The organism is Paenibacillus lautus (assembly GCF_050482385.1).
Taxonomy (GTDB): domain Bacteria; phylum Bacillota; class Bacilli; order Paenibacillales; family Paenibacillaceae; genus Paenibacillus_AQ; species Paenibacillus_AQ lautus_B.
This window is the reverse complement of the sequence record NZ_JBCNHV010000017.1, coordinates 88,201-99,970: the sequence shown is the minus strand read 5'-3', so window position 1 is coordinate 99,970 and position 11,770 is coordinate 88,201. Positions and strand designations below refer to the sequence as shown.

11 protein-coding genes are annotated in these 11,770 nt (G+C 45.1%); 9 read left to right on the top strand and 2 right to left on the bottom strand.

Annotated features, from left to right (window positions below; translation table 11 throughout):
- Nucleotides 1-49: 49 nt before the first annotated feature.
- The gene (locus ABEW73_RS22045) at nucleotides 50-181 is read left to right on the top strand and encodes a MerR family DNA-binding transcriptional regulator (RefSeq protein ID WP_430169098.1); all 132 of its coding nucleotides are present in this window, start codon (nucleotides 50-52) and stop codon (nucleotides 179-181) included.
- A gap of 267 nt (nucleotides 182-448) precedes the next feature.
- Nucleotides 449-871 carry an SDR family NAD(P)-dependent oxidoreductase gene (locus tag ABEW73_RS22040; RefSeq protein ID WP_430169095.1) on the top strand — a complete coding sequence of 141 codons (423 nt, stop codon included), beginning with the start codon at nucleotides 449-451 and terminating at the stop codon, nucleotides 869-871.
- Nucleotides 872-972: 101 nt separating this feature from the next.
- Here the strand turns inward: ABEW73_RS22040 and ABEW73_RS22035 are convergent, their stop codons facing one another.
- Nucleotides 973-1,149, bottom strand: coding sequence for a hypothetical protein (locus ABEW73_RS22035; protein WP_430169092.1), 177 nt, complete (start codon nucleotides 1,147-1,149; stop codon nucleotides 973-975).
- Nucleotides 1,150-1,472: 323 nt separating this feature from the next.
- Here ABEW73_RS22035 and ABEW73_RS22030 point away from each other — a divergent pair, with 323 nt between their 5' ends.
- The 6 genes from ABEW73_RS22030 to ABEW73_RS22005 all read left to right on the top strand — a co-directional run bounded on the left by ABEW73_RS22030 (nucleotide 1,473) and on the right by ABEW73_RS22005 (nucleotide 9,977).
- A complete protein-coding gene (locus ABEW73_RS22030) occupies nucleotides 1,473-1,745 on the top strand; it encodes a hypothetical protein (RefSeq protein WP_430169089.1) in 273 nt (90 codons plus the stop codon).
- A gap of 652 nt (nucleotides 1,746-2,397) precedes the next feature.
- A complete protein-coding gene (locus tag ABEW73_RS22025; protein WP_430169086.1) occupies nucleotides 2,398-4,662 on the top strand; it encodes a helix-turn-helix domain-containing protein in 2,265 nt (754 codons plus the stop codon).
- Between the two features lie 223 nt (nucleotides 4,663-4,885).
- On the top strand, nucleotides 4,886-5,881 hold the full coding sequence (locus tag ABEW73_RS22020; protein ID WP_430125390.1) for an ABC transporter permease: 996 nt from the start codon (nucleotides 4,886-4,888) through the stop codon (nucleotides 5,879-5,881).
- Nucleotides 5,882-5,935: 54 nt separating this feature from the next.
- Nucleotides 5,936-6,835 carry a carbohydrate ABC transporter permease gene (locus tag ABEW73_RS22015; RefSeq protein ID WP_430169083.1) on the top strand — a complete coding sequence of 300 codons (900 nt, stop codon included), beginning with the start codon at nucleotides 5,936-5,938 and terminating at the stop codon, nucleotides 6,833-6,835.
- A gap of 126 nt (nucleotides 6,836-6,961) precedes the next feature.
- The gene (locus ABEW73_RS22010; RefSeq protein WP_430169080.1) at nucleotides 6,962-8,665 is read left to right on the top strand and encodes an ABC transporter substrate-binding protein; all 1,704 of its coding nucleotides are present in this window, start codon (nucleotides 6,962-6,964) and stop codon (nucleotides 8,663-8,665) included.
- An 82-nt stretch (nucleotides 8,666-8,747) separates the two neighbouring features.
- A complete protein-coding gene (locus ABEW73_RS22005; protein ID WP_430169077.1) occupies nucleotides 8,748-9,977 on the top strand; it encodes an alpha-L-fucosidase in 1,230 nt (409 codons plus the stop codon).
- Between the two features lie 121 nt (nucleotides 9,978-10,098).
- Here the strand turns inward: ABEW73_RS22005 and ABEW73_RS22000 are convergent, their stop codons facing one another.
- A complete protein-coding gene (locus ABEW73_RS22000; RefSeq protein WP_430169074.1) occupies nucleotides 10,099-10,857 on the bottom strand; it encodes a hypothetical protein in 759 nt (252 codons plus the stop codon).
- 208 nt (nucleotides 10,858-11,065) lie between these two features.
- Here ABEW73_RS22000 and ABEW73_RS21995 point away from each other — a divergent pair, with 208 nt between their 5' ends.
- The gene (locus ABEW73_RS21995; RefSeq protein ID WP_430169071.1) at nucleotides 11,066-11,632 is read left to right on the top strand and encodes an SF0329 family protein; all 567 of its coding nucleotides are present in this window, start codon (nucleotides 11,066-11,068) and stop codon (nucleotides 11,630-11,632) included.
- Nucleotides 11,633-11,770: the final 138 nt, after the last annotated feature.

Here is an 11,770-nt window from a genome sequence, read left to right as displayed (position 1 = left end):
ATGATTAGAGGCCTTAACCTTCACACGATGTGATGGTTTAGTATGTGAGATGTTAGATAGCCGGGGAGGTAAACTTATCAATATTAGTGAATTGTCTCGAAAAACCGGAGTGAGTCTTCGTTCTTTGAGATACTACGAAGAAAAAGAACTATTGAGCCCAACTCGCTTGCAAAACGGCTAACGTGAATATACTGAATCTGATATTGAGCGAGTCGGATTTATTCAACTTTACTTCAGTCTTGGTCTCAATGTTAAGGAAATCACCACATTTTTCGATTGTGCATTTAGTGCGGAAGTCAAACATCAATGTCTACCAAATGCAATTAAAGTTGGTGAAAAAAACTTGAAGAAATCAGTAAACAAATCGAGACCTTAAGAAGAGCAGAATCTCATTTAAAAGAGCGCATATCAAGTTGGAAAGAAATCCTGAGTAAGGGAGTCGACAAGAATGAATAGTAATATGAATCAATTAAATCAACGACTCGCCATAGTTACTGGAGGAAATCGTGGTATAGGAAGGGAAATTGCACGTCAGTTGGCTTCAAAAGGATTACGAGTGCTAATCACATGTCGGGATGAAGATAAAGGGCGGCAAACGGTTAAAGAGATACAAAGAGAAGGACTATCTGTTGAATTACAAGTAGTCGATGTAAATGATGTACAGAGTATCAGGCAGATGATCGAAAGAGTAAAAGATGATTTTGGTCGTCTTGATGTTCTCGTGAATAATGCAGGAATTATTTTGGATCGGGGAGTTTCTGTGTTGGATGTTGAAGAGTCCGTAATGAGAGAGACATTTGAGACTAATTATTTTGGTGCCTTACGAATGATTCAAGCTTCAGTTCCTAAGAGAGTAACGATGACGATATGATTAGGCATTTTGATTCAGTTTCAGGAATAGAAGAAATTTAATGATTTTATTTTGGAGGACTCTTATAAGTTAAGGGTTCTTTTTTGTCGGCTGTTATGCCATTAATTCATCTGTGTCCGGCCTGTGCAGATCTGTGCGGATCGGGAAGGGACCAGGAAGATGGCCGCGCGCTTGGCCGCAGTCGATGCAACCGGAGGGCGGCCCTGGAGCTGCATACTGCACGGATGCGGACGGGACACCAGGAAGGTGGAAATGGAGGCATCTTGAGAAGTACCCAAATGCTGCACCGAGTGTTTTATAAAAGCTCAGTTTTGTATTAGTAGCGTAGCCGCTACACATCGTAGTATGTTCGTCATTTAATCAAAACCCAGTCTCTCTGCAAAAAAAATCGACAAAAATATTAAAAAAAATCGTAACCATTCCTAGGATTTGGGAGTCCTAATATAGTGTGTAGATGCCATTCTCAGCAATCGGCGAGAGCCACTGTAACTTGAATAAGTACAGGGTATTCTCACCACTCCTTTTGTACATGAGTAAGTATCATTGTTATTATATGACATATAATAGGACCATCAAGTAAGGAGTAAAAGGAGTAAATGTTATGAAAAACCTTAGAGCACGATTACTCTTATTAATGAGTTCAATTGCAATAGCAACTTGTTGTTTTTTAATGCTAGAACAGAGTAGTACCGCAAAGCAAATTTCAGAAAATAAAATCAAAACGATTGAATTTGAAAGAAACTCACCGGCCGAGGAAAGAGCTACGTTAGATAATCAAGTAATAACGGATCGAAAAAAACTTGAAAAAATCGCAAAAAATGAAGACTTAGATTCTGTTCCGATTAGAATTGAAACAGAGTATAGTGGGCCATAAAAAGCGAGTAAAACGGAAAAGTTTAGCTCCGTCTCATCCCCTTCAACCAGCAACCAATACCGGAATCAAAGAAAACAGAAGCCTGGTCGATGAGTGTCACCGACCAGGCTTCTTCGATTTGATGAATGAAAATAGGTATGGGCGTATCGTTAATATCTCTTCCGGATTAGGGTCCTTTGAGATTCTACAAGGATTCTTAGGTTTAAAAGGGTCAACATCAGCTTATCGCATTTCTAAAACGATGCTTAATGCTCTGACATGCTTGGTTGCACAAGATGTGGCTGATATGGGATCAAAGTTAACGCTGTTTGTCCGGGCAGAGTGCAAACGGATATGGGAGGAGCAGATGCACCCCAAACGATCGAGGAAGGGGCAGATACGGCTGTTTGGTTGGCAACACTGGGCGAAGAATGTCCTAATGGAGGCTGCTTTTGTGATCGTAAGCCAATTGCTTGGTAGATTTTTCGAAGTTAGACAGTCAACCAAGGGATTTGTATCCCTTGGTTTTTTTATATTCTCATTCGTTATCTATGGTTTACGGAGTTTGCGGTCTAGCCTCATGGAGCAAATGGCTATGGAGAACTATAACCTAAGAGGTGCTTTTTAAGTTATAATAATAAAAAATTTATGAAAAAACGTGGGAGGGTTGATTATGCAGAGATCCTGGTACAAGCGTCTATTGCTCTCCTATATGCCCATTTTTGTTATTGTGATTACCTTTATATTTTTTGTTTTTTTTCAGCTGTTCAGCGAACAGAGCCGCCGGGAGGCGCTTAACGCCAATAAATCGCTTTCCTTGCAAGCGATGCGCATGGTGGACACCTCTCTGAAGGTGATCGACAATATGATCGTTCTTGAGAGCATCAATAGCAAGGCTTTGAACGATTTTTTTGAATCTTCTGCCGTGAGCGATCCATATATCAATATCCAAGCTGTTAAGAAGCTCAAGGAGATTATTAATTATTATCCCTTGATCGATTCGATTTATCTGGTGAGGAATTCGGACGGCTATGTGCTCAGCGATGCCACGAATGGATACATAAGTACATATCCGGACCATGAATTTATCGAGCAATATCAAGTATCGAAAACGCCGAAATGGACAGGCGCTAGAAATTTTGAACAATTTACAATGAAAGGCGGCAAACAGGTGGTCAGCCTGGTCAGAGGATCGCCTTATATGAAAAACGATTTTGGCATGATCGTCGTCAATGTGAGCGCGGAATCTTTGAACAAGCTTACTCAAGAGATGCTGGATTCCAAGATGAGCTTCATTCAGGTTGAGGATGCTTCCGGAAATCATCTGTTCGGCACCTCGATGGATCGTCCGCCATCCCAAGTCAATTCCCAGTATGTATCAAGCTATACGAATTGGAAATATGGCAGCGGTTTGTTGAACAACAGTTTTGTAAGCGCTATCTCTTATTTGTATAACCTTTGGTTTATCATCGGTCTTGGCATGATTGCCATCGGCTTCCTATGGATGATTTATGTTTCCAGGCGCAACTCCAAGCCAATTGAGGCAATCGCCGCCCGATTCAGCAGCTATTCGCTTCCGGTGGTGAGCGGAGGTCGGGGGAAGGGGAAGCTGGATGAATTTGCTTTTATCGAATCCGCCTTTGACAACATACTGGAACAGTCCAAGGAATATCAGGAGAAATACCGTGAGGATCTCCATGTCAGGACCCGGTATATGTTCCGTCAGCTGATCGAAGGGGACTCTCGTCTGTCTATTTCCGAATGGAAATCTGAAGCGGTTCGGCTGAATTTGCCGCTGCCGCTGGATCGGTATCGTATCCTCATCCTTGAAATCGATAAGTATGGCGATTTCTGCCGGGACTATTCCAAAGCCGATCAAGATCTGCTTAAATTCACCCTGCGGACGGTCGTGGATGAGATCGCTTCGAAAAAGGACTGCCGGCTGTGGTCGGAATGGACGTCACCTTCCAATCTGTCCATTATGCTGTTTGAAGAACAGGATCAGGACAAGTTCGAGGAGGCCGTACTGGTCTCGGTTGCAGAACAAATCCTCGCATGGACGCACCAAAACTTGAAATTTACGATTACGATTGGCATAGGTGGATCCACAGATCAAATTGGCGATATTCCGCACTCTTATAAAGATGCGATGCAAGCCTTAAAGTATAAAATCGTGCTCGGTGAAAACCGGCTGATCCGCAGCGAGGATATTTCGAGTCATGGCATCGTCGAGGTTTATACGCATTTGGGAGAAATCCGCTCGATCATCCAGTCCTTCAGAATGCTGAAAGAGCATTGGAGCGATGATTACGATCAATGGTTTGAACAGCTGAAGAACAGCTTCCTGACCAATGATGAAATATTCAGCCTGATGAATTACCTTATTTATTATATCGGCCGCGAAATGTCGGGACTGGGCAAGGAAATTTACAACAAGTGGATACAGGAGGGATTGCCGAAGCTGACAGTAAAGGTAGACAATTCTTACTCCTTGGAGCAGCTGAGACAGGAAATCAAACAAGTGCTGACGGATCATTATGAACAGATGAAACAGATTCAGGATGGAAACCAATACTCCAATATGATCAGAAACATATGCAGCCTAATCGAGTGCGATTATGCCAATCCGGATCTTTCCCTTGAAATGCTGGGGGAACAGTATCAGCTGAACGCCAAATATGTAAGTAAATTGTTTAAGGAAAACACCGGACAAAGATTCGTTGATTTCCTGATCGAAATTCGAATGAAGGAAGCGAAGCGGCTGCTGACGGAAACGGACTATTCCGTGCAGGAGATTGCAGAGCGGGTCGGATACGCCCACGCCATTTCGTTTACCCGCGTTTTCAAGAGGACGGCTGGAGTTACTCCGGGTGAATACCGGAATAACCGGAAGGCACAGCAGCGTGGAGAAAATGATTCAGCAGTAGAAAACGGTTAAGGCGGCGATCATGCATCGTCGTCTTTTTTGATTGGAAATGTACCCATTTTTAAGGCAGTCCGCTCGCCTCCAGTAAACCTTGATGCGTTTTTACGAGGAGACCTTGGCGAAAAAGGTTAGTCGATTTTATTTTTGTTTCTTGTTGCCGGATGACATTGTTGTATACACTCGGTTTACATCGCAAGGATCTGAAAGTAGGAATGGACGAAAGGAGTTAACCAGCATGCCGAGACTGAACTCTAGGCTTCAAACTGAACCAAGCCTGGACCAGAAACATCCCCTACAGTTGAAAGCGCTGCCAGAAGGTGGAAGAGGAAGGTCAAGAAGAAAACAAATTAAGCGTCATTGGCAGCTGTATCTCGTTCTGCTACTGCCCGTTCTTTATTTGATCATTTTCAAATACGTACCGATGGCCGGCATTGTAATCGCATTCAAAAATTATAACGTCATCAAGGGAATCTGGGGAAGCGACTGGGTCGGACTGAAATATTTCCACCAGTTCTTCGATTCGCCGAACTTCTGGCTCTACATTAAAAACACGCTTGGCATCAGTTTCTATGGATTGATCGTAGGCTTTCCAGCACCCATCCTATTGGCACTCGCGCTGAACGAAATTCGCAACGGTCTATTCAAGAAGACGGTGCAGATGGTATCTTATGCCCCATATTTTATTTCTACAGTCATCATGGTTTCGATCATTGTCGTCAATCTGACGCCAAACGTTGGGATGATCAGCAAATTTTTTGAGATGCTTGGTATGAGTAATACGAATTTTATGGGCATTCCGGGTCTGTTTAAGTCCATTTACGTCTGGTCGGATGTCTGGCAGTTTACAGGATACGGAGCGATTATTTACATTGCAGCGCTGTCCGGCGTCAACCCGGAGCTGTACGAATCAGCCAAAGTGGATGGCGCGTCCCGCATCCAAAAGATTCTAAACATCGATATCCCGAGCCTCATTCCCGTATCGGTCATTCTGCTCATTCTCAATCTAGGCAACATCATGAAACTAGGCTTTGAAAAAATATACCTGATGCAAAATCCGCTTAACTTAAGCACGTCAGAAGTCATATCCACTTATGTGTACAAGGTTGGTTTGCTGGGATCCAGCTTCAGTTTCTCGACGGCAATCGGTCTCTTCAACTCGGTCATTAACCTTATACTGCTGGTGTCCGTCAATTACATCGCCAGAAAGCTGTCTAACAGCAGCTTGTGGTAGGGATATCCCGCTTTTCGAAAAAACAAAACCAACTCCGGAAAGAGAGGAGACTTTATGTTCAATAAAACGGCTATACGTGAATCGAAAGGCGATCGCCTCTTCATGTTCTTGATCTATCTGTTCTTGTCATTGGTTCTTATTGCTGTAGCTGTACCACTGATCTACATTGTAAGCTCGTCCTTCAGCTCGCCTCAAGCAGTCGTAACGGGCAAAGTTTGGCTGTTTCCTGTAGATTTTACGCTGGATGGCTACAAGGCGGTGTTCAATAATCCGCAAATCGGCATCGGCTATCTGAACTCCCTCTTTTACACCGTCGTCGGCACGATCATTAATGTAACACTAACGATTATGCTAGCTTATCCGCTGGCGAAGAAGACGCTTTACGGCCGTAATTTCTTCATGGTTCTGCTGGTGATCACGATGATGTTTGAAGGAGGACTGATTCCTTATTATCTCGTCGTCAAAAATCTCCATCTGCTGGATACGCGCTGGGCCATGATATTGCCGGGGGCGCTTGGGGTATTCCAGGTTATCGTCGCAAGGACGTTTTTCCAAACCACGATTCCCGATGAATTGGCGGAAGCCGCGGAGCTGGACGGATGCAGTGACATCCGGTTCATATTCAGCATCGTCCTGCCGTTGTCCAAACCCATTATTGCGGTCATGACGTTGATGTATGCGGTCGGCCATTGGAATGCTTATTTTGATGCACTGATCTTTTTAAGAAAGCCTGACTTGTTTCCGCTTCAAATCATTCTCCGCAATATTCTAATCCTGAATACAGTCGATGCTTCCATGATGGCTGATGTGAGCCAGATGCAGGCGCAGCAGGGGCTTAAGGATTTGCTGAAATACTCCTTGATTGTTGTTGCCAGCGTGCCAGTGCTCGTCATATATCCTTTCGTCCAGAAACATTTTGTCAAAGGCGTCATGATCGGCTCGCTGAAGGGCTGATCATGAAGAGCGATAATGGCATCAAGGAGGTGAGGCTGTACATTATTCAGATACGGCAAAAGCTCGTGGCGGCACAGGAAAGGGGCCAAGCGCCCAAATACTGATGATAAGTGGGGGGAATATTCAATGGAAAAGAGCATGAAAAAGAAAACCTGGCTAGGCTTCATCAGTTGCCTGATGGCTTGCATGCTGCTGCTTAGCGCCTGCAGCGGCACCAAATCGGCCGATTCCGGCGATCAGGCAAACGGCAAAACGGCTGCAGATGAAGATTTGTTTACGCCTGTCGGTTCCTATCCGATCGTGAAGGAGCCTATGACCATTAAAATGTTCGCACCTCAATACGCGTCGATCGAAAACATGGATACCAACCTATTTACCAAACATCTTGAAGAGAAGACGAACATCAATATCGCTTGGGACCTTGTACCGGAAAATGCTTTGAACGACCGCAAGCAGCTCATGCTGGCCGGCGGCGATTATCCTGAAGTCATTCTCCAAGGGAATTTGACCAAGGAAGAGCAAATGAAGTATGGGTCGCAGGGCGTGTTTATCCCTCTGAATGATTTGATAGACCAATATGCACCCAATATCAAGAAAGCGATGGAGGATATCCCTTACATGAAAGCCTCCATCACGACTCCGGACGGCAACATCTATGCATTGCCGCAGGTCAATGAATGCTACCATTGTGACAATGCGCTCAAAATGTGGATCAATAAAAAATGGCTCGATAAAGTGGGACTGCCTGTTCCAACGACAACTGACGAATTTTATACTGTGCTGAAAGCGTTCAAAGAGAAGGATCCGAACGGCAACGGCAAACAAGATGAACTCCCGCTGACAGGCTCGGATGAAATGTGGGCAGGCAACGTCTCCGCCTTCCTGATGAACTCGTTTATCCTTGATGATTACGTCGACAAGGGTTCGGGTACGTTCCTCCGCGTCATTGATGGCAAAGTTGATTTTACGGCAAACAAAGAAGAGTGGAAGCAAGGCCTCCTTTATCTGAATCAATTGTACAAAGAGGGATTAATTGATCCCGCAGCCTTTACCCAGAATGCGGATGCGATTCAACAAATGGCCAACCGCGAACCGGACAATATTATGGGTACGCTTTCAACGGCATTAATCAGTTATGCTTACAGCATGGATGATAAGGCGCCGCGTCATAAAAACTATGTTGCCCTGCCTCCGCTAAAAGGCCCGAATGGTGTGCAGCAGACGCTGAATTTTGCGGGAATCGCTGTCTCACAATTTGCGATTACGAATAAAGCGACGAGCGAGCAGCAGATTGCCGCCATCCGGTTAGCGGATTATCTGTATACGGAAGAAGCGATCCTGTTGCAGGAATATGGCCCTGAAGGCAAAGGGTGGCGGAAAGCTGAATCCGGAGAAAAGGGTATGGATGGAAAGCAGGCTAAATATACAGCTATTCCTATCCCCGACAAAAAGCCGACGCATAATGACGGTTGGGAGCAGATCGGTCCATCACTGAGAACCTACGCTTATCGCGCGTCCTGGGCAGCTCCTCAGGATCCGCTCGCTCCCGATGGATACGGTACCCGTCTGAATCAAGTTTCCAAGGAATATGAACCGTACCAATCCAAGGAGCAATATCCAACAGGACTGTTCATAGCGCTTGAAGATGCCGAGCTCGTTGCACAGATCAAGACAACGCTTGTCGACTACGTAAAATCCAATATGGCGCAGTTTATTACAGGCTCTAAAGATATTAATAAAGAATGGGACTCTTATGTGCAAGGGCTGGAAGGAATGCAGCTTAGCCAGTACCTGGAAATTTATCAAAAGGCATTAGATGCGAGAAAATAATGCAAAATTTGTTCCCTGCACACGGACATTCCTTGTGCAGGGATGATGATTTAACCTTCATAGAAAGCAGGTGTATGATTCAATGAATGAACTTGCAAAGCCATCTCCACAGCAGCTGGCATGGCAGGATATGGAGATGGGCATGTTTTGCCATTTCGGTATGAATTCGTTTTGCGATCAGGAATGGGGAGACGGGACGGATTCAGCGGAAATCTTCAATCCAGAGCAGCTTGATGCCCGGCAGTGGGCCAGGACCGCAAAGCGCGCCGGCTTCAAGTATCTGGTATTGACCGCAAAGCATCATGACGGATTCTGTCTGTGGCCGACGAAAACGACCGATTACTCCGTGAAGTCCAGTCCGTGGAGGGACGGTAAAGGGGATGTCGTCCGTGAAGTTGCCGATGCTTGCAAAGAGGAAGGGCTCCAGTTCGGGCTGTATCTGTCCCCCTGGGACCGACATGAACCTTGCTATCCCGATAAAGAGGCTTATGATGATTTTTATGCGGAGCAATTAACGGAGCTTCTGACCGGATATGGACCGCTGGTCGAAGTATGGTTCGACGGAGCCGGTTCCCAAGGCAGGGAATACGATTGGAACAGAATCATCGGTCTGGTGGATCAATACCAGCCGGATGCAATGGTCTTTAATATGGGACGCCCGACCATCCGCTGGGTAGGGAATGAAGACGGCGTCGCCCCTTATCCGTGCTGGAATACGGCCACCACGGCGAAGGAGAGTATGTTCACCAGCGATATGATGACCTGGATGGAAGGAACCCCGGGCTGGGTACCGGCTGAATGCGATGTTCCGATCCGCAAGCTTCACTGGTTTTGGCATCCTGATGATGAAGCAAGCTTAAGAAGCCTGGAGGAAGTACTGGATATTTATTACCGCTCGGTCGGCCATGGCGCTACGCTGCTCTTAAATATATCCCCGGACAACCGCGGGCTGCTGCCTGAAGTGGATGTGAAGCGTGTCATCGAATTCGGAGATGAAATCCGCCGCAGATTCGGGCAGCCGGTTGGCCAAACGAGTGGAGAAGGAAGCGAGCTGCTTCTGAAGCTGGAGCATAGCCAGCCAGTAAATCACGTAATCATCATGGAGGACATAACCCATGGGGAGCGTGTGCGTGAATACGCGCTTGAAGCATACAGCCAAGGCGACTGGAAAGAGCTTGTACGTGGAAGTGCGATTGGGCATAAAAAAATCGACCAGTTCGACACCGTCGAAACCGATCAATTGCGTGTCAGAATCCTTTCCAGTGTGGAGAAACCTTTGATCCGAAATTTGGCTGCATATCACGTGGAATGATTTTCATAAGTGAAATTAGTAACCCAAAACAGACTGCCGCGGCAGTCTGTTTTTCGTATTTAGTACTTCGTCTCCATTTCTTAAAAGGGAGCTCAGAAAATACTGCCTGGGTATCTTGATTTTACGCGCTTATCACGTTACCGCAATAGTCACATTCCTTCTCATCGTTAGGATATACGATGATCCTGGCTCCGCAGCTCGGGCATTCCATGGATCTAGGTCCGCGCCCCCGATCCTCGCTTTCATCGTATTCGTCTTCATATTCCTCATCATCGTATTCGTATTCGTCGTCTTCATATTCCTCATCACCATATTCGTCTACATATTCTTCATCGTAATCATCATCATATGCTTCATGATACTCTTCGGGCTCAAGTTCGAGGATGCCATTTTTGATTCGGCCGAAAGGCAGCATGTGCTCTGTAATCATAAAATCCAAGCCTCGAATGACGTGACTGGGAGATTGTTTCATCTCTACGGCGATATGATCAATCTCTTTGATTCTTCTGTTTATGACAAGGTGGTAATACTGGTGCAATAATAGGCTGAATTTGCTATCTGCCCGGCTGCCCAATATGAAAAAGGCGATAGACGGAATTAGAAGTATTACTCCATATAGCCAGGCAGAATCCCAGAAAAGTTGAACATCCTCAGGGTTGTTGAGGTCAAAAGCTAAAATAAATAGTCCCATGATTAAAATATAAGTATAAACCCAAAGCCATCCAATCAGTCGATGATTTCTTCCCTTGCGAGAGTGATGAACATGAGTCGCCAGTACACGGAATATAATCATCAAGAGACCGACGGGATATAATGTGAAGGCGAGTGTTAAAATGACACGGTCGAAATTGGAATATTTTGATTTATAAGGTAAATCCATCCTTAGTACTCCTTTTCATACGGTACTATCTGGTTCTAATATACTATCATTGTATACGATTTATGGTCTTTGTTGTTGCATTATTTGGAAAAATACGGTGCGATGTGGGACATGTTATGGGTTGTTTTTTGGCAGGGGTTTATTCATACTGAATAAGATGTGCAGATTGATACCGCGCCCCTCAGGGTTTGAAAACATAGGAGGAACCATGTCCTGGAGCAAATTGAAGCAACAGCTGGAGAGTTTTCTCAGTCCTGCATTAGCTGGAAAAGTTGAATATCGCGCCACCGGTTATCGTTATTTACCTGATAAAGCAGGGCTTTGTTATATTTCGGTAGATAAAAAGAACGTACTCCATATGAGTGATAAAACCAGCTCAATAAGGTGGTATCAGACGGAGCTGGAAATTAAGAATGATCCCAACATCCAAATTCCGATCAGCGATGATGAATTGGAAGCCGTCAGAAAGGAAACCAAAGGGACCGTTCCCGAGGATCGTCTAAACGTAATTGCAAGAAATAGAAAAGTATCCGTACTCGCAAAGGAGCTTTTGTCAGCACAGGCTGCATTAAGTAAATCCAATTTTGTCGCTACAGCGAATAAGTTCTTATCTACTTCTATAGAAGAAAGCCTAGAGAGCGATGATATCTTATTGAATATTCTAGCTTTGGTAGACAGACGAGTTGGCAAAAAGCGGATTTTAAACATGGCAGATGTGATGAAGTTAAAGCATCCGATTGTGCAATATTTTTATGAACTGCGGCGCCGTGCATGATGAGCATGAACTTGCATTGACGGGCCACGTCGTTTTAGGAGTGCTTTCACTGCAACATTTGGACACCGGTGGCTCTGCTCGTGCGAAAGTACAAGTAAACCGAACGCATGAGTATTGATAACGCTATGTATCAAATGA

What these genes read in the sequence shown, in the direction of transcription:
- ABEW73_RS22045 (WP_430169098.1), top strand. Translation starts at nt 50, where the DNA reads ATGTTAGATAGCCGGGGAGGTAAACTTATCAATATTAGTGAATTGTCT.
- ABEW73_RS22040 (WP_430169095.1), top strand. Translation starts at nt 449, where the DNA reads ATGAATAGTAATATGAATCAATTAAATCAACGACTCGCCATAGTTACT.
- ABEW73_RS22030 (WP_430169089.1), top strand. Translation starts at nt 1,473, where the DNA reads ATGAAAAACCTTAGAGCACGATTACTCTTATTAATGAGTTCAATTGCA.
- ABEW73_RS22025 (WP_430169086.1), top strand. Translation starts at nt 2,398, where the DNA reads ATGCAGAGATCCTGGTACAAGCGTCTATTGCTCTCCTATATGCCCATT.
- ABEW73_RS22020 (WP_430125390.1), top strand. Translation starts at nt 4,886, where the DNA reads ATGCCGAGACTGAACTCTAGGCTTCAAACTGAACCAAGCCTGGACCAG.
- ABEW73_RS22015 (WP_430169083.1), top strand. Translation starts at nt 5,936, where the DNA reads ATGTTCAATAAAACGGCTATACGTGAATCGAAAGGCGATCGCCTCTTC.
- ABEW73_RS22010 (WP_430169080.1), top strand. Translation starts at nt 6,962, where the DNA reads ATGGAAAAGAGCATGAAAAAGAAAACCTGGCTAGGCTTCATCAGTTGC.
- ABEW73_RS22005 (WP_430169077.1), top strand. Translation starts at nt 8,748, where the DNA reads ATGAATGAACTTGCAAAGCCATCTCCACAGCAGCTGGCATGGCAGGAT.
- ABEW73_RS22000 (WP_430169074.1), bottom strand. Translation starts at nt 10,857, where the DNA reads ATGGATTTACCTTATAAATCAAAATATTCCAATTTCGACCGTGTCATT.
- ABEW73_RS21995 (WP_430169071.1), top strand. Translation starts at nt 11,066, where the DNA reads ATGTCCTGGAGCAAATTGAAGCAACAGCTGGAGAGTTTTCTCAGTCCT.